The following is a 23,989-nucleotide window of genomic DNA, read 5'->3' as shown; positions in this document are numbered from 1 at the left end:
GTCAAACTAATCAATTTAAAAAATCAAATTTGGAACTTCAGATTGCTCTAAATTTTCAAAAATTTTGTCAATCAGACTCCTAAACTTTCACAAGAGTGAATAATTCCATGCAATCATTCAAACAAGCCGGTTCCATTTTCCTGTACGTTCTAGGTGCCATCGGGTATGTGGCGATTGTAGCTACTATTATAGGCGTTTCAATGCTGATCAAGTGGGCAGCTCTACTACTTGCTGACAAATTATTATATACAATTCTGATTATCGGTGACTTGTTGAGGGGCATCGAAATTATTGAACTGTTAAATATATTGATATTTGCATTTATCGGTATGGGAGTGGGTGTGGCGACAAGGCTTCTACACCCTCAATACGGTCGCAAAATTAGTGCTGCTTTGTTGATAGTTATAGTTCCCTTAGTTTTCATGATTACGCCAGCCATTCGATATAATTCTTGGCTCGAAAAAGTGGAAGAATCGGATAAATTATCGCCTCCGCAAACTGCAACCTTAACTAACTCATTTTTGAATAGAAAAGTAGGATTGCCTGGTTTTATCGGTTATTACGTATATACTGGTCAGTTTCCCGTTATTCCGACGAAACAATCGGAGATGAAAGACCTTGACAGCTTTGAAAAAAAAGTTAATTCCAGATTTGTACAGTTCACAGGTATTGCTCCGACTATTGTTTCTTGGTCAATGCGGGTTTGTTTTTGGCTGATTAGAATATTTTACTTTTCTATAGCGGTAATTGCGACTATCGCGCATTTCAGGGAAGGTGTGAGAATCGCGAGACGGTAAGACGATTTTCGATTTTCGATTAAAGAATTGGGAATCACTGATGAAGGTCGTGGTTTGGAGCTTACCTACAGTTGCATTGTTTTTTGACAAAAGTATTAGTAGCGATCGCTTGCCACTCAATTTAGCCGTTAAGCCGCTAATTAGTTAAAAATTATTAGGTTTTTTACAAAGGGTTAATAAGGAATGCATGAGCAACTTTTCCAGACATTCAATCAGATCATACCTCTATCTCCACAGCAACGGGAAGAACTTCGTAGAGTTACATACCTCCTCGATTTGCCTCAAGGCTCTTTATTGCTAGAACGGGGTCAGATTTGCAACCATCTTCATTTCATTTTGGAAGGAGTAGTTAGAGCAGTCCACTATGATAATTGGAAAGAAGTTATACCTTGGTTTGGGTTTGAGGGCGATATTGTAAATTCACACCTCAGTTTTACCTATCGCCAACCCAGTCTAGAAAGTATTATTCTGAGTTCAGATTGTAAATTCCTCTCGATAACCTACGAGAGTCTCCAATATCTCTACAGTAAAGATCCGATCTGGCAAAATCTGAGCCGCGTCTTTATTGAACGCTACTATATTGATGTTCAAGACCGGTTGATATCTTTCCTTTCTTTGACAGCATATGAGCGCTACGAGCAATTACTACAGAAATATCCAGACATTGAAGACAGGGTTAATCTTGGTCATATTGCTTCTTACTTAGGAATCCGACAAGAAACTCTCAGCAATCTCCGTAAGAGGCGCAGAAGGCATCAACGCAACCATGGCAAGCCTAATTGAATGGAATAGCTTGAAATTTGATCTAGATCAAATTTGATCTAGATCAAAAAAAACTACTATTCATCATTCCTTTTGGCATTCTAATATTATTCTTGGATTGCCAATAGAGAACACGTCATGGGTAAGGAGATAGTAATGAGATTTTTTCTGACTCGGCTCTGTCCGGCAGTAATTGTATTCTTCATTATTTTCTCTGTGACTGCTCAAGCAGTAAATGTGAATCAGGAAAGAAAATACGATCGAGCTGTTAATTCATTTTCGCTTTCAGCTTTTGCTAGATCTTTGCGCTCTTTTTAAAGTTTGCAAAAGAGCGACAATATTATGAGACCCAGCCCGCCTTTATTCCTCATTGTTATACTTAAATTTAATCATATGTTCACCAATCAGAATAAGTTATTAATTTTGACAGTGGCTTCGATCAGTATAGTATGTGTTTCTTTATTTTCTGTTTGGCAACTCTATTTTTCTCCCAAGCTATCTTTGTTTGACCCTAACAAGCGAGCAGCCAACTTTCGCAACATGGGAAAAATTTTTCCAAGCAAACAAATTTACTCTTCTAATAACCCATATCATTTCAAAGAAAATCTGCATCTTTTAGATGTTTCTTATAAGTTTGAAGACCAATATTATCAAATGTCTGAACTGCTGAAAAAGACAGAGACCACTGGTATTTTAGTGGTAAAGGACGGCACCATTGTTTATGAAAAGTATTTTCAAGGGAATAGTGCTTTATATAAGAATACTTCTTGGTCGATGGCAAAATCATTTACATCAGCATTAGTGGGAATTGCGATCGCGGATGGATACATCGATAGTATCAATGACTCAATCACAAAATATATTCCAGAACTAGCAGAATCAGGCTATCGCAACGTTCCTATTAAACATATTCTTCAAATGTCTTCTGGAGTGAAATTTAGCGAAAACTATGACGATGAATCCTCTGATATAAACAATTTACTTCCCCAGCTTTTTCTCTATATGCAGCCAATTAAAAAAGTTGTTCTCAACTTTCCATCAGATTATCCATCGGGAAAGAGATTTAACTACATCAGTTTAGACACACAGGTATTGGGTTTGCTTATTGAGCGAGTAACTGGACAGAGTATTTCGTCATATTTTCAAACCAAACTATGGCAACCGCTAGGTGCTGAATCAGATGCTTTATGGTTGACAGATAATCACCATACAGAACTGACATTTTGCTGCTTGAATGCGACCTTGCGCGATTACGCCAAGTTTGGGCTACTCTACCTCCACGAGGGCTACTTTAACGGAAAACAAATCATCCCCCAAGCCTGGGTTAAAAAGTCTGTTGCCCCAGATAGTCCCTATCTGCAAGTTGGATCTACAGCGGAGGAATATGGTAAATGGGGATATCAATACCAATGGTGGATTCCTACAGATTCTAATGGAGACTACAGTGCTGTAGGTGTTTGGGGGCAGTATATCTATATTAATCCGAAGGAAAATCTGGTGATTGTAAAAACAAGTTCTGACTTAACAAAACCTAAAGATGATGATGAGGTGATGGCACTTTTTCGGGCTATTGCAAAGGAGTTAAAATAGTCTGGATCATTTCACTTACCACTGAAATCGGGGGTAAATGACCAGTCGTACAGAAACTTACGGGCATAGAACCCAGATCAGAATGAAAACGGAAATAGTGGCTAAAAGGCTTGCTTGATTTTCCTTGCCTATAGATGCCCTTGGTGCATTTGTAATCACAAAACCCTTTGGATTCAAGACTGGTGGCATTGAATGCCAGAAGACGGTTGAGTAGAGAGGCAAGTCTTTGAAAAAATCACAACAACTACAGCCGTTTTTGAGCTGATAAAAGCTCCCATCCAAGATTGGCTTTTTACTCCAACGAGGAGGTGTAGTTTTCTTCTTTTGTGAGAGTAAGAGTTCGATAAGTTCCCCCTATGAGTCGGTTAAGCTGCTGGAGTGTGACTTTTATTTCTGTGATTCTAGACTCCAGTGATCTTAGCTTGTTACGAAATATCCCAAATGGGTTCTATAAGATTACAAGCAGTAGGGTGCGTCAGATCCTAGATCTTCGATTATTAAGAAATAACCCTCTGCTGACGTACCCTACTCAACTACTAGGGCAATTTTTAATTGCCAATTTTAAACTCTTGCTGCAAGCGATCGATAATTGTATTACGCTCGATGGTGGCGAGAATTTCTTGAATTACCGTATCTTGTCCCAGGGGGCCCCAGGTGCAGCCTTTTTCTAAATAAACTTGGGCGGCACGACCGACAGCGTAGGTTCCGTAAGCTGCTAAACTAGCTTGAGTGACAGCGACTCCGGCAAAAGTAGAAAAGCCGATGTGCGGGGCCGCTGCGGCTGCACTTTTGCCAAATCCCAACAGAAAACTGCTACCCAATTCTCCCAAAAGTACGCCGCCAGCGCTGGAGAAAATAGTCTGCCAAAGTTTCCCGGCTTCGTAACCAGTCATGGGTAAGCCGTAAAGTCTGGATAAAGAGCGAATTAAGGCTAAATCTGCGACACTTGCTCCCATTACATCCAAGAATGCCACTGGATTTAAACCGACAGCCAAAGCTTTATATTTGGCAAATTGCCAGATTAAATCTTCGGCTTCTGTTTGTCGCAATTTGAGAACGTGACGGGCAATATTGGCTTCGGCATCTCTAGCTTCAACTAACGCATTTAGAGCGAGGAGCGATCGACCTTCTCTGTTAAGAATTGTGAGAATTTTATGTTTTAGTTCGTCTATCTGCGCGGGCGGCGACTCCCATTCGTTAGTTACTCTTCCGTCAGACCATTCCACCCGCACTTGCACCGGCGCGGGTTCGGCGGCTACCATGACTATTTCTAAAGATTTGGCAATTTTAGGCGGTGATTTTGCGGTAGATTTATCGGAGGAGTTGTTTGGGCGATCGGACAAATTTTCGCTATCTGTTTGCTCTGTTACCGCAGCCGCTGCTAACTCTTCTGAATTTCCCAGCGCTTGCAAACTTTGGTAAATAGCTTTTCTGTCTAATTCTGGATAAAGGTCAATTTTATTAAAAACTAAAATTACTGGTTTTTGAGCTGTTTGCAATTCGCACAGTGCTTGATATTCAGTTCGGGTGATATCCCCTGCAACGACAAACAAAATTAAGTCAGCTTGGCGAGTTACTTGTTTCGCCATTTCGCCGCGCACTTCGCCGCCAACTTCATCAAGTCCGGGAGTATCGATTAATTCTACTTGCACTCCTCCTTTCCCCCCTTTGCCAAGGGGGGATTGGGGGGATTCCTCGCTGTCAAGAAAGGATAAAGGCACACTCCAGCGCACGGAACGCGGCCACTGAGTCACGCCGTTGAGAGGGCCTGTTTGCAGAATTTTGTGACCTAAAAGCGCGTTTAATACGGCTGACTTGCCGCGGCTGACTAGGCCGAAAGTAGCAATGCGGATTATGTTGTGGTCTAGTTTTTCTGAGGTGGAAGTTAAGATATCTAGCTGATATTGCAGCGCCGCTTCTAATTCTGTATTATTCGAGTTTTTTTTCCCTTGGCGCAGGTGGGAATAGCGCGCCAGGGCTTCGCGCAAACTGGCGCGGGCAAGAGATAAGCGATTTTCTTGAAGGGAATTGTCAGCCATTGGCGCTCGGCTTTTTTAAGCAGGTATAATTGATCGTCGAATTATAAATCCTATTTCTTATTTTAATACAATTTTTCATAAATTTATAATTTTTTAGTTTTGAGTTTTCCAAAAAATATTGAACGGGATATCCCGCCCGTTCCACAATAACAAAAAATTTTTGTGGAACAGCCATCTTGCCTGTTCTTTTCCCTAACACTAGGCTCCGCCTCGGAAAATTTGATCGACGTTCAGCTCCATATTGGGAAATGTAGGTGAAATAATGCGATCGCTCCCTCTGAACTGTCTAATCCTATACTCTCCGTCCACGAGCTGACAAACCGAAAGCGTGGGTTCTTTGGGGTCGCCAATATGACGTATTCCGCCGAATGCAGCATAATCCGCAATCCAATATTCGAGGATTCCCATCAATTCGTAATCTGCTAACTTTTTGAGATAATCGTCGCGCCAGTTGGTACTGACAACTTCAACAAGTAGCGGGATAGATGTTCCTTGGGTGAGTGTTGCTGACTTCAACCATAAGGGTTCCGACGCTAAAGCCTGACGGTTTAATAGCAAAACATCAGGAATATATCCTGTATCTTTAGCTGGGGGCTTAACTAGCGCTTTCGAGGGAATGCGGTATGGAAGTTGCAGTTGGGTGTAGAGCAGCGTAAATTCTTGAACAAGGTATGCTGTGATATCTTCGTGTTCTCCTGTTGGCTGCATTTCAACCATTACCCCGTCGTGAAGTTCGTAGCATCTGTTCTCGGCTTTGTCTTCTAGAAATTCTTCAAAGTTTAGTATTTTGGGTTGAGTTTGTATCATCGTGCAAACTTTATTTGATTATATAACAGAAGGCAGAAGGAAGAAGGAAAATATTAACTGGTTGCCTGCTTCTGCTAGGGAACAAGCAAGAGGCCTGTTCCACAACAGAAAAACTGTCTTGTGGAACAGGCCGAAAAGCCTGTTCCTTTATTTTACTTAATTGGCCGCCGACTTAACGGTTTCGGGCCCAGATACCTGAGATGAAAGGCGACTCGCCACTTGGTTGACGAAAGATTGCAAGAAGGAAACTTGCTGATTTTGCGTAAATACTGCTTGCAAAGTTTTAGTCAACTGTTCGAGATTGAAAATGCCTTTTGGAGCATTTTCCAGTTCTTGACTTTGGAAATATTCAATTAAACTCAGTCCTGCTATTCTGGTAAAATATGCTGCACTAATTCCCTGCACCGCGCCTCCTGCTACATAGGTAACGGCATTGCTTTTCAGCAGTCCAGTAATAGTTTGGGTAGACAGTTCTACTAATCCCAATTTGAACATTTGATTAGCTAAAGTACCCGCTACTGTCTTGGCTTGGTCTAAGGAAAACTGTTGCTGGTAGATGGCACCGAGGTCGATGACGAGTTGGGTGCTGATGGCGGTTGTTGCTAGCAAGTCTAAAGCGGGAACCGGGTTAGTAAAGACGGCGGCGGCGGCGATGTACTGATATTGTTCGATAATGGGAAGTGCCCGATCGCGCCTGACTGCATTTAAGAAGGTTTTCGCCTCTAATTTGATACTTGCAGCCTCGCGCACTGCACTCGCCCAGACCAACTGTTGCCGTTCTTCCGTTAAGATTTTAGTCAATCTGTCCGTCAGCCCGTCGAGTTGAGAGACTTGATGCTCAATGCGTTCTTTAAATGTGCCGTCCGCTTGGTGCTGGCGCACTTTAATAGATTTGGGAGAAGCTGCGATCGCAATTATCTCTTCTGTACCCAATATTCCTTGCATTTTCTGCTGCAAAGAGTTCAAAACCTGCGACTGCTGTTCTGGCAAATATTGGTCTTGTTTGTTCCAGACTAGCAGCACGCGCTGACCTGCAGAAGCTAGCTGAGATAATGTTTTAAATTCGGAATCTGTGATGTCGCCCGCTGTCACAAACAGCACTAAATCACCGCCGATTTGGGCATCGGCATTTGTATTAGCAAACAGCGCTGCTGTTTCTTGTAAACTAAGCTTTTGCGGGTGTTGAGATGCCCAATTAGAATTTAAAACTTGAATTAAGGCTGTTTTACCGACAGCTTTGCCGCCCGTGACGGTAATCCGCAAATCTTGTCTGTCTAATTCGCTTCTGAGGCGATCGAGCTTTGCTGTTAGATTAGCAGGATCGGCGGAGTTTTGAGCTTCTGAAGCCAGCAATTTAATTGCGGTTTCTGAAGTCGCGATCGCTTTTTCGGCTGCTTCCCGGTTCGCCAGGGGTTCCGGGAGTGCGAGTTCGAGTTTGGGGGATTGTTGCTTCCACCACCAATACCCCGCACCGGCAGCCGCCAAGCCGATGAGTGCCGTTTCGCCCATTTCTGAACCCGAATGCTGTAGAGTTTCCAGCAGCCACAGCGCTGCTGAAAGTCCTATTCCGCCTATCAAAATCGGTCGCCGCAAGTTAAGTGTCATTTTTCCCTTCCTGTGGGTATTGTCGCCAAGCTTAACCTTACCGGGCTTGGCCTCCCTCCCTCTATTCCATCGTACCTCTGTGGCATCCAAACTGGCAGGCGGGCGAGCCGACTTTTTGCGATCGGGATTTGCGGCCCCGGCAACAATCAAATTTTTGCACTTCTACAAACGGGGAATAGGGGACTGAAGTCCTCACTACAAACCAATAGATTTTTACATGATTTTGCAAATATAATAGTTGATTTTTTCTCTAGGTTGGTAATGCTTGAGATTGTGATTCAAAAATATCAATTATTTGTTTGGGAATTGCTCGCGGGCGCATAGTGGTAACTTCAACCCACACCCAAAGCGCCTCTGCTTTTAACAAGATTTCGTCACTTCCAAGTAAGCGAATTTCGTAGCGGCGGACGGCGCGCGGGCCGCGCAGTTGTTCGATCCAAGTGGATATCTCCAATCGATCGCCCGCAGCGGCCGATCGCAAATAGTCAATCTCTATCCGCCGCATTACAAAGACGCCGCCCAGTTCCCGGTAGCGATCGAGGGTAAATCCCAAGTGTTCTAAATGTTCGATTGCAGCGTGTTCTAAATAATGCTGGTAGACAGCATTATTGACATGACCGAGGGCGTCCATTTCGTAATGGCGTACTCTAATTTGTGTAGTAAATGGTGTCAATTTCTCACCTTTCCACTTGTTGCGGTATTTTGTAGTTCCGAGTGCGATCGCACTCTGGGTCGATACTCGCTCGGAACTGATTGCAAGTTACACTAAATAGTTGAAACGTCACTGCTTCCAAGTTAATCTTAGTCCTGGAAGCACGGACGGTCATCAGCTTGGTTTTTTTACGACAATACACTGGCTTAAAACCCTCATTCTCGATTGAAAAACCGGGTTTCTTGGTTCTGAGTGCGTCCCCGACTAAATCTTGGAGAAATCGGACGGGTAATTGTTTAGTCTCCCAGACAAATCCCTAAACCGCGAGCCGTTTTAACCAGAGTACCATCGAAGTCTACAGGTCTGTATTTGGCGATCGCATCTTCCAGAGGAACGCTCACAACTTCCCGCTTTTGCCAAGATACCATGCAGTCGTATTTCTCTTCGGCAATTAAATCAACTGCTGCGATGCCAAAAGCAGAAGCAACTAATCTTTCTAACGATGAAGGAGTTCCTCCGCGTTGAATATGTCCCAAAACAGTGACGCGAGTTTCTGCACCGCTGCACTCAGAAATTGTATCAGCTAAATACTGACCTATTCCGCCTAATCGACTTTGACTTAAGCGATTTGTGTGCATTACTAACTCGCCTTCTTCAGTGCGAACTGCCTCCGCTACTATAATTAAACAGTAGTTTTTTCCCCGGTCTTGGCGTTCTTGGATTTGGGCACAGATTTTGGAAATTGTGTAAGGGATTTCTGGAATCAGAATTATATCAGCTCCTCCCGAAATTCCGGCACTGATCGCAATATGTCCAGCGTCGCGTCCCATGACTTCAACAATCATGACGCGACTGTGACTTGCCGCAGTAAAATGCAAGCGATCGAGTGCTTCAGTGGCAATATTGACAGCAGTATCAAAACCGATGGAACGCTCGGTAATGCCAACATCATTATCAATAGTTTTAGGAATAGCAACTAAATTCAAATTACCTTGTTGAGCAATCTTCCTGAGAATGGCAAGACTGCCATCGCCACCAATGCCAATTAAGGCATCCAAACCTAGTTGGTGATAGCCTTCGATAATGTCCTCAGAACGATCGCGTAGAGTGCCGTCAGGCATTGGGAAAGCAAAAGGGTCGCCCTTATTTGTCGTGCCTAGCATCGTACCGCCAATGGTGAGCCACGAGTCTACTTTCTCAATATCCAACCGAATTGCTTGAGGGGGACGACTCATCAATCCGTTGGTGGCTTGACGAATCCCCATGACTTTCCAATTGTAAGTTCCCGTTGCGCGGTAGACAACGGCTCGAATAACTGCGTTTAAGCCTGCACAGTCACCCCCGCTAGTGAGGATACCGATACATTTTTGTTCTCCCATAATTAAGACCCGACTTTTGTTCTTCAGAACATGAGTTGATATTTTTAGATCCCGATCGTCCAATCCTGATTTTCGACGTAAATATGTAGGCGAAAATAAACCTTACTCTGTAACAGAATGTAAAGCTATCATAACTTTTGTGATGGCTTTCATAAGAGCTCGCTCATTCAGGGAGCTTTTCACTACTTATGTATTTTCCAGCTTCATCGACCTAATGGAGTGCCTCATCTCTGACGCATCCCACAAGTTCGATCGCCAACAATCGTAGCATCGCCAATCACCGTCTCCAACAAAACATCAATTTTACTTGGGATTGAGGCGTTTAGAAACTTGGTTAATTATACCGCTGAGAATAGCACCGCCCATAAGAATTCCCAGGGCGGGATTAAATACGGGCTGCCAGAGACTGTACCACAAATCAAAACCGAGATTCACCCCGGTCGATCGACCTGCTACTGCGATCACAAACCACCCAAAAATGGCAAAGACGAAAAACACATCAGCTACTAAAATCAAGTTGAGAAAGTTAAGAAATTTATCTTTCATTGTCGAGGGTTCCTTTTGAGTGTATATGTGCCAAGTTTGGGCAAGCGGTTGGTAATGGAGCGGATCGATAGCTGCAACTGGCGATCGAATAAAGATAAAATATCATTCAATTGTTTTCGCGCACAGGCTGTCAAAATATGGTTCGCTATACACTTCCTCAAAGCCCCGAAATTATTTTAACTGTCAAGGGGAAAGATTCAGCCAAAGCCCGGGAAGAAGCGATGGATCGGCTGATGGATCTCATGGATGAGGGCAAGCTGCCTACGGAACTCGTGGAGGGATTTGGGCCCAAGCAGTTTGTTGAAGTTAAAGATATCGAAGATGCTGCGTCTGACGGCGAGGATGCGATTACTGAAGCCGTCCAGATTTTGAGCAATTTGGCAAGTCTCAAATTGAAAGTCATGGAATCCCGCGAAGAAGCACTCAAAATCCGGGCGGCGATCGACATTTTGTTTACAGATGAGGCTGTGACTGCCGAGGAAATTGGTCGTTTGAAAGATGGTTTCAAAGTTCTCAAAAACTTCGCTCAAGCTAATGTCCGCTATCGAGAAGCTAGAAGTAAAGCCGAAGAAGCACGGGCAATTCTCGACGAAGCTTTGCAATCTGTAGAACCGGAAAACAAGGCACAAAAATCCGCTAAATAGTAGCAGGTTGGGTTGAAACTCACATCTTGCACCATTCTCAATAACAGGCTTTCCGCCCTGTTCCACAAGAAAATTTACTCGTGGAACAGGCAAGATGCCTGTTCCTAAAAAACTGATTGAGAATGGTGCAATATCTCAGTTGAAACCTATTTCAGTCATTGCGATCCGCAGGGAAGCAATCGCGGAGGTTTGCGATTGCTTCGTTTCTTTATTCGGACATACAATAACTCTGCTGCCCGACATAATATTAACCTTATCCACCTTGAAATCTGGAAAAAATTGTGAGCCAACAACAAACAGGCATTCTCCGAAACTCGATGTCAGGCAGCTTGCTGCTGGCTAAAAAGTTAGGTTTTCAACCAAGAACTGTGATTGATGTCGGTGCGGCATTGGGAACTTTTAACCTTTACGAAACTTTCCCCGATGCGCGACATTTGCTAATTGAACCCATCGCCGAAAATGAACCTTATCTCGCCAAAATTTGCCGCAAGCTCAAAAGTGCAGAATACATTATTGCAGCCGCGAGCAAAGAATCGGGAGTTTTCACCCTCAACGTCAGTCCCGGTATGGTGCATTCTTCACTTTCTGAAAATCGCGTTACTGACAGCAGCGATCCTTATTTGAGAAAAATACCAGCAATTACGCTGGATGGAATATGCAGGGAAAGAAATTTGCCAGGCCCGTATTTAATTAAAGTTGATGTAGACGGACAGGAATTAAATGTTTTAGCGGGAGCAACTGAGATTTTGCAGCAGACTGAATATGTAATTGTAGAAGTTACTTTGTTTGGTCAGATGTATGAGGTAATGAGTTTTATGAAGTCTCAAGGATTTGCAGCTTACGATATTGTTGATTTGTCCTATCGCCCGATTGATTCAGCTTTGTGGCAAGTTGACATGGCTTTTGTTAAGGAATCCGGTCACTTCCGAAGAGAGAGGGGTTACGCGACAGGAGAGCAGGATATCGAAGCACTTAACTCGCATCTCAAAGCTTATCGGGAAAGTTTCATCCAGCACATTGAGACTCATTACAGCGACCCAGTAGAGCAGGAACCACAGGTCAGTCAAGCTGTTTTGGGCGAAGATTGTGTCATCATTTAACTCAAGTTGCTTCCATCTGGTACCAAATCCGGGTAGCACTTGGCACGCTTATTTAATTAATCCTCAACATCTAAAAAACTGGTTTTCTAAATGCTGCTATTGCCGTCTCTAAACTGGCAATCTGCTGTCAATTGGCTTTCACTGCATATCAGAAAGTGGGAATGCCCTAATGCGGCAGGGCGGTTTCATTTTCTTGTAGGGGCAAACCCCCCGTGGTTGCCCCGATGCCTGAAATGCCCATGACATCATCTGTGGGTGAGGGCGGGCACTCTTGGCACCGCCCCTACAAAAGTCTGATTTTCCCTAGGGGCAAACCCCCCGTGGTTGCCCCGAAACAGCCCTACGCTGTGACGGCGGAGTGTCAACTACCACAATTAATCCCAAGGCGCTTTTATTGTGAATTGTTGAGTTGCTGGCGGCCTAAGCTGTCAACCATCAACCAGTGGAAGCGGGCAATTCTATTTCTTGAGCCCAAGGTATTGCTGCCAAAATATAGTAGATGTCATCTCCTTGGAAGCACTTTTCCATTTTTCACTTAAGGATGACCATTCATTAATACCTTCAGCAGCAACTTTAAACCACCTAGTCAAAAGGTTAGTACCAGCTAATTTATCTACCTCATTTTGGTTATTATAGCTTTTACTAAGCTTTACAATGCTCATGTGAAAGCTTTCTGGGTCAGAGTTTTTGATAAAATCTGGGCCTTTTAGATAGTCTTCAAAAGCTTTTACAACCATCTCTACATGATTATAATCAAATTTTGCTAAAGCCTGAAGTATTACTTTTGTCAAATGCTCAACTGCCGCCATATATTCTGGATAATAATGGATGGAATAAGCTATTAAATCATTGCGGATATAATAATAATTTTCCCAATTTACATTCTTGGCCGCCGCTGGTTGATGCCACACCGCCATTGATGGAAAAGCTACAATGTTATTACCCAACTCTTTTATTCTTAAACCAAACTCTACATCATCTATTTTGATAAATAAAGGCAGCGGTAATTTAGTTTGTTCAACAAGTTCCTTAGAAAAAGAGAAAAACCAAAATCCGCCATAGTCTACATCTTCTTCCTTGAGCAACCTGTTGAGAGAATTAGAATCTCGTAAATCGATATTATAATTTAAAGCAATTAATGCCCCAGGCCCAAATCCTCTAGTTTTAGAATAGGCGTTGTACGATGCTCCTGCTTCATACAACATATGCTTTTTCTGTAAATTTAGCAGTCCACCCGCTACAGCAAAATCCGAATTGGCGTATTCATACAAAGGAAATAATTTATAAATACATTCACTTTCTAACTCTATATCATCATCCATAAGCAAAAAGTGAGAATATTTTTCTTCCCCTAAAGCTTCGACTAACCCTCTGGTAAAGCCACCGCTTCCACCCGCATTTATATTAGGAACTAGCCTCAGTTTTGGCTTTCCGAAATCAGCTTCATCTAAAGTTTTACCATTATCAACAACGAATACTTTAAAGTCCTTGGTTTCTAGCAATTCATCTTGAAAAATTGCAGTTAATGTATTTTGTATGAAGTCCTCTTTTTTAAAGGTGCAAATTACAATCCCCAATGATACTTCTCTAGTTTTACTTTCATCAGTTGCTATCCATGCCCCTTTAAATTCGCCCTGTTCACTAGAACAAGTTATTTCAAAATATATTCTGCCCGCTTTTTTGCCTTGAAGGAGATTTATTGGTGAGATTTTTACAGGCTCCGAGAATTGACATTTCTCAAAGCTCTCTTCAGAAATTATTTCTTTGTTTTTTTGTCCATCAAATTCTCGGTAAATAGAAACTTTAAAATCGCCTTCAAGTTTCAGCACATAGTAGATAGAGCTAAGAGTTGTATATTGAGTATAATATCTCTCGTAAAACGAATTAAAGTAAGAATTTGAGGAGACAACACCACCCCGATATAAAACAACTTTTTTGTCATTTTCCTGATAGTTTATAGATGCAGATTCATTACACCGTATATATACATCCGCGGCCTCGGCTGATTTTGGTAGCTTAATTCCAGCTAATATATTCATGTAATATCTACCTCTTTTTGTACTAAACTTAGTTATTTTATTTGACTGATGTTAAACAGTCTTAGCTTAAGAGTAAATTGTGGATAGGTTCTAGTACCTCCTCCTTTAGACATAACTCATATCACATTTTTTTAAGCCGTGGATAAAGAGATTGATATCGAAACCAAGCCTCTTCTAGGATTGGATCAACTGATTGGGGAGTGGCAGCAAGCATTGGTGTGGTTGCCAGTTTGATGGTGTCATTAGCATCTGCGTATACGCCAATTCCGATACCCGCCAGTAGAGCAGCACCACGTCCAGAAGCCGCAGCAACTGTAGTTGAATAGAGGGGTATTCTCAATACATCGGTCAGTAATTGTTTCCATGGCATTTCTGCTGTTCCACCGCCTGCTAAACGCAGTTCTGTCGCTTTAAAACCTGTTGCTTCAAGGGCCTCAAAACCTTGTCGTAAGGCAAAAGCAACTCCCTCTAAAGCTGCCCTCATCAGGTGCGCCTGTGTGTGATGAAGTCCAAGCCCTACCCATGCGCCGCGTACATAGGGGTCGAGGTGTGGAGTTCGCTCACCTGTGAGGTATGGCAAAAATGTCAATCCTTCACATCCTGGGGGAACAGAAAACGCTTTAGTATAGACTTCCTGCCAGCTCAAACCGAGGATACCTCGCACCCACTCCAGCGCTAACCCCGCATTTTGCATTGCAGCAAGGGTGTACCACTGGTTAGGTAGGGCCGATCGATAGAGATGGGTACGACCATGACGATCGATAATTGGTTGCGATCGAGGTGTAATGATTTGAGCGCCTGTGCCGATCGTTAGTTGAACCAATCCAGGCTCTAGTAGTCCGTTACCAAGCGCCGCCGCAGCGGTATCCGCAGCACCAGCAATAACGGGTAAGCCAACAGGTAAGCCGAGATGCTCTGAAGCAATAGTTGTTAGGTAGCCGGAGATCGCACTTGAGGGGATAATTTTTGGTAACAAATCACTACGTAGATTCAGCCCTGAGATGGCATCCTCTGCCCAGTTGTCCGACACAACATCGTAAAGCAAAGTACCGCTAGCATCAGATGGTTCTGTTGCAACTTCTCCAGTCATCCGTAACCGCAGCCAATCTTTTGGCTGAAGTGCCCAACGCGCTTCGGTGTAGACAGTAGCCTCGTGTTCTCGTAGCCACAACAAAGTGGGGCCCGCCATTCCAGCCGTAATCGGGTTGCCCAAGCGCTCTAGAATAGCGGCATCGAGCGAATGATAAGTGTTAAGCGTGGCACTAGAGCGAGTATCTGCCCAAAGGATAGCAGGGCGCAGAGGCTGACCCGACTCCGAAGCTAGGACAACGCCGTGCATTTGTCCTGAAAGTGCAATCGCCTGTACTTGGTTAGCGTGATTTCCCACTGCCTTCCTAACAGCCGAGGCAACAGCTAACCACCAATCTTCTGGCTCCGACTCAGCCCATCCAGGTTGGGGTGCATGAACAGGATAGGATGTTGATGCTTCACCTATAGTGGTTCCGTCTATCGCTAGGAGCAATGCCTTAGCAGAGCCTGTTCCTAAATCTATACCCAGCAGCATGATAGCTAATCCTCAAATCATTCAGTGTCTTAGCAAACGGGCGATCGCTTTTACCAATTCATCGGGTTCAACAGGCTTGGAGATATGGATCTGAAATCCGGCAGCTAAGGCTTGCTGCTGATTGATCTCTCCAGCATAGGCAGTAAGTGCGATCGCAGGAATCGTGCCTCCCTGTTGGGGTGACCACTTTCTAATTTGCCGAATTAGGGCATAACCATCCATCTCTGGCATCCCAATGTCACATAAGAGTACATCGGGGAGAGATTGATTCAGAAGGGTCAACGCCTGTGCCCCCGAAGCTGCTGTGGCAACTTGTGCGCCAGATTGCATCAGGGTGAATGCTGCCAACTCCCGCATATCTGCATCGTCGTCCACAACCAAGACCTGAATACCTGCTAAGTCTGCCGCACTTTCTGGATGCCTGTCATCAGAATAGGGTTCCGGCTCTACGATGTTTAACGGTAGCCGGATGGTAAATGTAGCCCCTAAGTTCTGTCCTAAGCTGTCTGCTTGAACGGTTCCTCCATGCAGTTCGGTAAAATGACGGACGAGCGCTAGTCCCAATCCCAATCCGCCGAATTGTCGGGTTATGGTGCCATCTTCTTGACGGAAGTAGTCAAACACATGGGGTAAGAACTCTCGTTTGATGCCTTTTCCAGTATCTTTGACTTGAATCTGAGCGTACATACCAACCTGCTCTAGTTGCACGTCGATGCGTCCTCCGGTTGGGGTGAACTTCACAGCATTGGAGAGGAGGTTCCAGACTACTTGTTGGAGGCGATTGCTATCGCCTGAAACCGTTCCTGAAATAGGATTAAATGTAGTCTGGATTTGAATGTGTTTGGCTTCGGCTGCTAGTCGTACCGTTTCCCGTGCAGCCTCAATCATTGCCGCTAGATTCACAGGAGCGACGTTTAACGTCATTTTTCCTTGCAGAATGCGCGAGACATCCAACAAGTCCTCAATTAATTGGGCTTGCAGCTTGGCGTTGCGTTCGATCGTTTCCAGCGCTTGCTGGGTTTTTGTGGTATCTAGTCGCCCTGTTCGTAGCAATTTTGTCCAGCCCAGAATCGGATTGAGGGGCGATCGCAACTCGTGGGACAATACTGCTAAAAATTCGTCTTTAATCCGGTTAGCCGCTTCTGCTTTTGCGCGATCGCGTTGAGCTAACCGATATAACTGAGCATTGTCGATCGCCAAGGAAGCACGACGCGCCAATTCCTCTGCCAGTTGCAAATCTGCTGAGGTATACCGTCGTCCAGATTCGGCTGAGATAAAGGAAATGGCCCCTAGAATTCGTGCCTGAGTTCGTAGTGGCACCGTCATTACCGATTTGAATCCAACCTGCCGCAGTATTTCCAAATGCTTTGAATCACGCGCTGCCTGTACCAGCAGTTCATCGGGAATATCCGGCACAAAATCAGATTGCCCAGTTCGCAAGGTGTATGCAGCACCGCGAGGGTCATCCGGATTCATAGGATACTTGTCTCTAATCTGATATGCCCAATCCAGTTTGGCAGGGTCGATGTGAGCCACTGCAATCTGCTCGATCGAACCATCCTCTTCTATCATGTGAACCGTACACCAGTCCGCTAATTCCGGCACTGTAAGCTGTGCGACTCGCTCTAGAGTCGTTTGATAATCGAGTGAGGATGCCAGCACCGTACTTGCCTCAGAGAGAAAGCGTTGGGCAAGCTCTAACCTGACGCGCTCAGTCACATCGACTACATAAACTAAAACCCCTTCAACCTGAGCATTTGAGTTAACAGTCGGAAGATAGTAAACGTTGTAGTAACCGGGACGGCGATCGCTGCGTCCGGGAACATTCACCGCAAAGTTGGGTGAAGTGAAGGGATTTCCTGTGGTGTATATCTGATGAAAGACTTTAACTACTTGGGGATCGAATTGACCAAAAAGTTCTGAAATGGAATGTCCTAAGTGTTGCTCGCGGGTTAATCCATTAATTTCTGCCAAGGCTTCGTTGATGGAAATAAATCGCTGCTTTTCATCTAACAGGCCAAGTCCAATCGGAGACGTGTCAAAAATATTTGCCAGTTGGCGCTGTGCGGCTTCTGCCTGAGAACGGGAAATACGTTCGCGCTCTAACAGTTGTTCTCGTTCTTGTTCGGCATACTTGCGCTCCGTCACATCCAGCACCAGCGATAACACCGAAATCATCCGTCCCGATTCGTCCCTGAGACTGGAGTTATACCACTCGCAATGCACAAGGTTGCGATCTTTCGTGTAATTGCGGTTGTATGAAAAAATATGGGGTTCTTCACCATAGACCAGCCGTTGGCAGACTTCAGCAACCGGTTCCACGTCTTCCTCAAAAACAAAAGGTATCTCTGTTAAAGATTTGCCCAGAATTTCTGCGGCTTTCCAGCCCAAAATCCGCTCTGCACCAGCAGACCACCGAATGATTTGAAAGTCTCGATTCCATTCAACTACTGCCATTGGAGAGTTTTCCACATGGAAGTTGAGCTTTTGTAGAGCTTGACGCAACGCCTCTTCTGCTTGCTTGCGTTGTGTGATATCGATGACGACGCCGATCGAGTGCTTGGGATTTCCCTGAGAATCATAAGTAAACTGTCCTCTCGCTTCAACCCAGTGAATGGAGCCATCTGGCCAACGCAGGCGATGTTCATGGTGATACTCCTTCTTTTCAGCTATAGCTAGCTGAAGTTTCACATCAGCTTCTGCTAAGTCATCAGGATGAACCCGACTCGCCCAAACTTCATAGTTGGGTTCGCACTCATTAGGTTGCAGACCGAGTACCATGAAGTGCCCTTCTGACCAATGCCTTGCTTTGGTCTGCATATCCCAGTCCCAGGTTCCCATGCGTCCAACCTTCAGAGCGAGTTGCAGGTGAGCTTCACTTTCTCGCAATTCCTCTTCTGCCCGCGAGCGCTCCACGGCTAGCCAGGTTTTTTCAGCAATTCGCTCCATCAGCACCACATCTTCCTTCGTCCAGTGGCGAGGAGAGACATGATGCAACACAAACACGGCAACAAATCGTCCTGCTTTCACTAACGGGACACACAGAATCGATTTTGTCTGGATTGCGTCAAAGCTAGCCGTTTCCACTCCGGCAGTTCGAGGATCGCGCTCGACATCATCAACGATTAAGGTTTTGCCCTGCCTGAGTACAGCAATAATTTCGGGTCCATAGGAATCGAGGTGGTGTTTACCCACCACGCTGATTACACCATTGCAATAGTCGCGATCGATAATGACATATTCCTGCGTTGAGTCAATTTCACCGTAGCTACAGCGAGTGACACCAAAGTGTTGTCCTGTGGCACAAACAACCTGCCACATAATTTCCTTTGAGTCTTGAATGGCACGAATCGCATCATTCAATTCAATCAAAAACTGCTGCTGTCGTTCTTTGTGCTGAAGCTCTTCGAGCAGTTGTTCAATTTGTTGCCTTGCCCGCACCTGGGCTGTCACTTCAATGTTATAAATCAACACACCCTGAATGGTTCCCTCAGCATCCCGCCAAGCTGTAAAGATGCAGTGGAAAAATGCTTCTTCCAACACCCCATCGCCGTTCCGATCCCAGTAAGTAGGTGACTCCTCCCGAATAAATGTTTCTCCCGTCCGGTAAACCTGTTCAAACGCTTCAAAGTAAATTTGCCCCTCTATCTCTGGGAAAACATCCCGTATTGATTTCCCGATCAGGTCGGGAGTGCGCCCAGTCGCTTGCAGGTAGGTGGGATTGGCAAATTCATACACAAGATCGGCACCTTTAACAATGGCAATCATGGCAGGCAATTGCATCAGGATGTCATGCAACCGCTTGCGTTCGGTTTCGGCTTCGAGTCGGGCAGATTGTTCTCGTTTTAAAAGACGATCGCGTTCTGCTTCGATCTGTTTGCGTTCTGTAATATCAACCGAAACGCCAATCATGCGAACTCCTTGCCCCGTCTCATCCCGATAGACTTGTCCCTGACTGTTGAGCCAGCGCACAACGCCGTCTGGACAAATTACCCGATACTCCGGTGCGTAGGGCTGTTCCCCAGCCATTGCCCCTACCGTCGCTTGGAGCACCTGTTGTCGATCGTCTGCATGAATGAGTGCAAAAAAGTCTTCTCCTGTGCCTTCATGAAAACCCCAAACGTCTAGAGCATTAGCAGAACACACTACCTGATTGGTCGACAAATCCATATCCCAGACCACCATCTGAGCCGCCGTTAATGCCAATCGCAAGCGTTCTTCGCTCTCTCGTAATGCCTGTTCAACCTGTTTGTAATCCGTAACATCTTGGAAGATAACAACGGCTGCAACAATCTCTCCCTGACTATCTAAAATTGGTGCTGAGTTGATGTTAATGAAGACGCGGCTACCATCATCTCTATGAATTTCCATCTCTTCGTTGGTAACGACCTCACCGGTTTTTAGCGATCGCGCCAGGGGATACTCATGAGGGGCATAGAGCTGACCCTCTGAGCCAAAAAAGGCTTTAAATGGAGCAATGGGTGCATATTCCTCAATCTCAAGCGACTGTTCATAGTCATACCCAACAACTTGCTTGGTTTGTTCGTTCGCTAGAACTAACTTACCGGATGCCGCATCGGCAATTATTACACCCGCAGGCATCTGTCGCAAAACGGCTTCAAATCGGGCGCGTTCGATTTCCAGCTCGTGCAATAACCGTTCTCGTTCTGCCTCTGCTTGCTTGCGTTCTGTAATATCGCGAAAATAAACTGCTACTCCTGCAGTCGAGGGATAGGCCTTCGCCTCTATCCAACGCTGGACAGATTCCCCAAATTCTTCCCAGGAAACAGGAACCTGTTCCGTCATTGCCCGATGGAGTTCTCGATAGGGAATTGCACCAACCAGCTCAGGAAAAACCTCATTCCAAACGTGCTTTCCTAGTAGATATTCTGGTGTTTTGTGCAGGATTTGAGCCGCCGCCCCATTCACGTAGGTGTAGCGCCAGTCGCGATCGAAGGCGACAAAAGCATCCGTAATGCTTTCCAGAATCGTTGCTACCTTGCCCTCAGTTTCTTGGGCAGGGAACAACTGTTCGCCTTCAAGAGTGCGGGCAAAGCGTTCAATGACTTCAGAGCGAGAAATTCCTCGCCTGTGAGCCTCTTTATCGAGCGATCGCCATGCTGTATTAGTGAGAGATACGCTCACTCGTTCTTTCGTCTCCGAGTTCCAATTGCTAAGAAACTTGCCTGTGGCGTCGCGCTTCATTAAGATTCATCCGTATACATACACGGTCTTCTCTATTGAACTTGAGTTACTCACTCAGGAGAATCCACCTTAAGATAGATGCTGTGGCCAGAGGCAATACGGATGCAGATGGTACTTACGACAATCGGCCTAGTGTTCCTTTAGCACCAAACTCATGCAAACTACGCAACTGGTCAGCAACAGTCTCGACGAAACGTGGCGACTGTACTAAATCTCCAAAAATCTCAAATATGCTGAGAAATGGAGTGGGATCTGTTTTACCTGAGCGGGCTTGTTGAGTGAGGATATCAGCTAAAGGGTCATCAATGACGATAGGACGGTTTTGGTAGTCGTAACCATTGAGATAGTGACACCAAGCAGCGATCGTCAAACTTAGGTAATCGATCGCACCTTCAATTTGTAATTTATCGCGGATCGATCCCAAAACAAACTTAGGAATTTTGGCCGATCCATTCAGGCAAAGGCGCGGAAGCTGATCGCGAATTTTGGGATTGGAAAACCGTTCAATTAAAGTTTTTTTATAATCGTCTAAATCAATCCCAGGAACGGGTTGGAGTGTTGGTGTCACCTCATCCATCAGGTTAGCGACTGCTTGCTGAAACAAGGGATCGGCCATGACTTCATAAACGTAGGTATAACCTGCCAGAGAGCCGAGATAGCCAATCAGCATATGGCTGGCATTGAGCAGCCGAATTTTCATCATTTCATAGGGATGAACATCCTTAGTCATCTGTACGCCAACGGATTCCCAATCGGGTCTGCCTGCACAAAATGTATCTTCGATTACCCACTGAATGAAAGGCTCCGCGACGCAGGGAAACGCATCATCAATACCAAACTGTTGGCCCACCATATTGATATCTGCTGGGGTTGTCAGCGGAGTAATGCGATCGACCATGCAGTTGGGAAACGCAACGTGTTCAGCAATCCAACTTCCTAAATCTGGATCGCGCATTTCGGCAAATGTTGTTAGCATTTTCCGCACCATGTTGCCGTTGCCCTGGATATTGTCGCAGGACAAGACTGTAAAGGGTGCCAACCCCTGTTTACGCCGCTTTTCGAGTGCGGCTGTCAAAAAACCGTATGTCCCAATTGGTTGCTCAGGATGTTGCAAATCGTGCTGCATCGTCGGGTGGTTTACATCGAAATTGCCACTTCCTTCAATGTAGTAGTAGCCGCTTTCTGTGATTGTTAGAGTAACAATTCGGCATTTGGGATCTGCTAATGCTTCAATAACTGCTTGACGATTGTCTGGTGCAAAGAGGTATCGAGTGATTGAGCCAATGATCCGAGCGCGATCTCCTTCTAGCGATCGCTCAACTAAGGTATACAAACAATCTTGGGACAGAAGCGCATCCCGCATACGCCTGTCATATTCATTGTCAAGCAATCCAACACCACAGATTCCCCAATCACTACCAGGATTCTGATGGAAATAATCATCGAGATAGAGCGCTTGGTGCGATCGATGAAATCCACCAACTCCAATATGCAAAATTCCATTAGTAATTGGATGGCGATCGTAATTGGGTACGCGCACGTTTCCAGGTAAACGAGATAGGGATGCTTGATTCAGCTTGATTGTTGAGTCTGTGCTGGTATTGCTGTTCATTTTATTTATACTAGGTGGTGACGACGGCTTTTTAAAACTGCTTCACCCTGTAAGTCAAACAGATGGCTCATATCGCCGCTAATGTGAATAGGAACAATATCGCGCAACTGGCTGGAATTATCTCCGTCTGTTTGCACGACTCCGTAAGGAATCTGAAAATATGCGGAAAGATTCCGCATATTCAGCTTAAGCCGCGTATTCTGCAGAAAGAATCTGCTTAAGTAGTAAACTTGGGGTGTTATGCCGAATCATTCTGCCTATCTACCCACTATGGGATCTTAAGCGGAAAGTTTCAGTCAATTATATAGTTAGGCGAGCGATTTCTGCTTTGAGTTTTAATTCAATATCAACATATCGGTTAAATACTAGATATTCATGGCTAATACTTCTCCCCTTCCTCCAGCCACGGCAACACCTGCTCCTCTGTCCCCTGATCTAACTTCCCAGAGCCAGCCCCCAAGCCAAACCACTCGAGAGGGGATTATGTTGAAAGAGCAATCTGACTCCCGAAATAGGGAGAGGATTGCCTTGGGGGTTCTTCTCGCTTCGATAATAGCTGTCTTCAGTATATCAGTCGTGGTAATTGCCACTGCGGAAAATGGTGAAAAAAGAGGGGTTGTTTCAGGACGAGTAATGGATTCAACCCTCCCTCTGTACGGAACTTGGGTAGGCACTATTCTGGCATTTTATTTTTCGCGCAATGCTTTTGAGGCTGCTTCAAGGGCCACGGATCGGACTACTGCTGCTGTATTGCAGCAAGCTAACAGTGGCCTTGTTTCGGCACCCCCGCTGCCAGACAACACGTTGGCAAAGATCCCCTTGAAGGCTCTCGCAAACGATCTTGTCTTCAGTCAGGATGATATGAACAAGCCATTGCAAGATGTTGTTAACGAGCTAGAGTCTAGAAATCGATATAGAGTCATTGTGGTTGACGCCGACAAAAAATATGTCAACATGGTCTACAGGATCAATGCATCAGCGTTTTTAGTGCAGTCTCAGCCTGAAGGTTCAAATCCGCAGAGGGATCAAGGGGGTGATCCAGTCTCGCCACCGCCAACACTAAAGAACTACCTTGACTGGCGACATGAACAGGGAGAAAAAGCTCAGCCTATAGTAATCTTCCTGTCCGAGAGCGCAACCCTCGCTGATGCCGATGCCAAGATCAAAGAAACAATAGGGTGCAGAGATGCGATCGTAACAACCGACGGGAAAGATACAAGTCCAGTGGTGATTTATGTTACGGATACCGACATCAATGAATATAAGCAGTGACCGCACATAACACCAGTAATCGCTCTTGTAGGTTAGGTTTCTTTACGTCAACCCAACATCTTTTACTAACAGACCTAACCAGTTCTGTTATCTCAAGGCTTTAGCGACCTAACAACACCCATGCACACCGACCGCCGAGAGGTTATCTGCAAGTATCAAAGATGGTCGCGGCGGGTGATGGGCACCGTTATCCTGCAAGGCGTTGGCTTGTAAAGCGCACTCTGGGTTGGCTCTCGAAGTGTAAAGCTATCTGAGTGCGCTATGACAAGAAAGCTTGTAACTATCTCGGTATGATTAAGTAGGGTTTGCTGAATAATTGATCGCAGACCACTAGCAGGAGCGATCGATATATTCAAGGTGAGTTAAATATAAGTTT

General features: G+C 45.1%; 17 protein-coding genes. 6 read left to right on the top strand and 11 right to left on the bottom strand.

Features of this window, described 5'->3' with window-relative positions:
* Positions 1–107: 107 nt before the first annotated feature.
* The 3 genes from QUA90_RS22140 (at position 108) to QUA90_RS22130 (ending at position 3,149) form a co-directional block, all read left to right on the top strand.
* Positions 108–797, top strand: a complete 690-nt coding sequence (locus tag QUA90_RS22140) for a hypothetical protein (RefSeq protein ID WP_333329627.1) — start codon at positions 108–110, stop codon at positions 795–797.
* Between the two features lie 183 nt (positions 798–980).
* A complete protein-coding gene (locus QUA90_RS22135; protein WP_333329630.1) occupies positions 981–1,580 on the top strand; it encodes a Crp/Fnr family transcriptional regulator in 600 nt (199 codons plus the stop codon).
* Positions 1,581–1,952: 372 nt separating this feature from the next.
* Entirely contained in the window at positions 1,953–3,149 is a 1,197-nt protein-coding gene (locus QUA90_RS22130) for a serine hydrolase (protein ID WP_333447747.1), read from the top strand.
* 548 nt (positions 3,150–3,697) lie between these two features.
* On the opposite strand, the gene QUA90_RS22125 is transcribed toward QUA90_RS22130, so the two are convergent.
* The 6 genes from QUA90_RS22125 to QUA90_RS22100 all read right to left on the bottom strand — a co-directional run bounded on the left by QUA90_RS22125 (position 3,698) and on the right by QUA90_RS22100 (position 10,177).
* Positions 3,698–5,188, bottom strand: coding sequence for a DUF697 domain-containing protein (locus tag QUA90_RS22125; RefSeq protein ID WP_333447745.1), 1,491 nt, complete (start codon positions 5,186–5,188; stop codon positions 3,698–3,700).
* A 198-nt stretch (positions 5,189–5,386) separates the two neighbouring features.
* Positions 5,387–5,995: a Uma2 family endonuclease gene (locus tag QUA90_RS22120; protein ID WP_333389109.1), complete on the bottom strand. Its 609-nt coding sequence runs from the start codon at positions 5,993–5,995 to the stop codon at positions 5,387–5,389.
* Positions 5,996–6,151: 156 nt separating this feature from the next.
* Positions 6,152–7,750 carry a slr1306 family protein gene (locus QUA90_RS22115; RefSeq protein WP_333447743.1) on the bottom strand — a complete coding sequence of 533 codons (1,599 nt, stop codon included), beginning with the start codon at positions 7,748–7,750 and terminating at the stop codon, positions 6,152–6,154.
* Positions 7,751–7,850: 100 nt separating this feature from the next.
* A complete protein-coding gene (locus QUA90_RS22110; protein WP_333048862.1) occupies positions 7,851–8,273 on the bottom strand; it encodes a thioesterase family protein in 423 nt (140 codons plus the stop codon).
* Between the two features lie 275 nt (positions 8,274–8,548).
* Positions 8,549–9,631 (bottom strand): ATP-dependent 6-phosphofructokinase, encoded by a 1,083-nt coding sequence (locus QUA90_RS22105; protein ID WP_333447741.1) that lies wholly within the window; start codon positions 9,629–9,631, stop codon positions 8,549–8,551.
* 303 nt (positions 9,632–9,934) lie between these two features.
* The gene (locus QUA90_RS22100; protein WP_333052315.1) at positions 9,935–10,177 is read right to left on the bottom strand and encodes a hypothetical protein; all 243 of its coding nucleotides are present in this window, start codon (positions 10,175–10,177) and stop codon (positions 9,935–9,937) included.
* Between the two features lie 137 nt (positions 10,178–10,314).
* On the opposite strand from QUA90_RS22100, the gene QUA90_RS22095 reads away from it, so the two are divergent.
* Together QUA90_RS22095 and QUA90_RS22090 are read left to right on the top strand one after the other, a co-directional pair.
* Complete coding sequence (locus QUA90_RS22095) at positions 10,315–10,821, top strand: hypothetical protein (protein ID WP_333048859.1); 507 nt, start codon at positions 10,315–10,317, stop codon at positions 10,819–10,821.
* A 281-nt stretch (positions 10,822–11,102) separates the two neighbouring features.
* Positions 11,103–11,921, top strand: coding sequence for an FkbM family methyltransferase (locus tag QUA90_RS22090; RefSeq protein WP_333447739.1), 819 nt, complete (start codon positions 11,103–11,105; stop codon positions 11,919–11,921).
* A gap of 458 nt (positions 11,922–12,379) precedes the next feature.
* On the opposite strand, the gene QUA90_RS22085 is transcribed toward QUA90_RS22090, so the two are convergent.
* From QUA90_RS22085 to QUA90_RS22065, 5 genes are all read right to left on the bottom strand, one after another.
* Positions 12,380–13,960, bottom strand: a complete 1,581-nt coding sequence (locus tag QUA90_RS22085) for a glycosyltransferase (protein WP_333447738.1) — start codon at positions 13,958–13,960, stop codon at positions 12,380–12,382.
* Positions 13,961–14,081: 121 nt separating this feature from the next.
* The gene (xylB, locus tag QUA90_RS22080) at positions 14,082–15,524 is read right to left on the bottom strand and encodes a xylulokinase (protein WP_333447736.1); all 1,443 of its coding nucleotides are present in this window, start codon (positions 15,522–15,524) and stop codon (positions 14,082–14,084) included.
* Positions 15,525–15,545: 21 nt separating this feature from the next.
* Entirely contained in the window at positions 15,546–20,729 is a 5,184-nt protein-coding gene (locus tag QUA90_RS22075; RefSeq protein ID WP_333447734.1) for a PAS domain S-box protein, read from the bottom strand.
* A 115-nt stretch (positions 20,730–20,844) separates the two neighbouring features.
* On the bottom strand, positions 20,845–22,341 hold the full coding sequence (locus tag QUA90_RS22070) for a mannitol dehydrogenase family protein (RefSeq protein WP_333447732.1): 1,497 nt from the start codon (positions 22,339–22,341) through the stop codon (positions 20,845–20,847).
* A 5-nt stretch (positions 22,342–22,346) separates the two neighbouring features.
* Entirely contained in the window at positions 22,347–22,520 is a 174-nt protein-coding gene (locus QUA90_RS22065) for a hypothetical protein (RefSeq protein WP_333050745.1), read from the bottom strand.
* Between the two features lie 304 nt (positions 22,521–22,824).
* Between QUA90_RS22065 and QUA90_RS22060 the strand changes: the two genes are divergently transcribed.
* On the top strand, positions 22,825–23,613 hold the full coding sequence (locus QUA90_RS22060; RefSeq protein WP_333108065.1) for a hypothetical protein: 789 nt from the start codon (positions 22,825–22,827) through the stop codon (positions 23,611–23,613).
* Positions 23,614–23,989: the final 376 nt, after the last annotated feature.

The organism is Microcoleus sp. D3_18_C4 (assembly GCF_036702355.1).
Lineage (GTDB): Bacteria > Cyanobacteriota > Cyanobacteriia > Cyanobacteriales > Microcoleaceae > Microcoleus.
The sequence above is the reverse complement of the archived record's forward strand: the minus strand, read 5'-3'. Positions and strand labels throughout refer to the sequence as shown.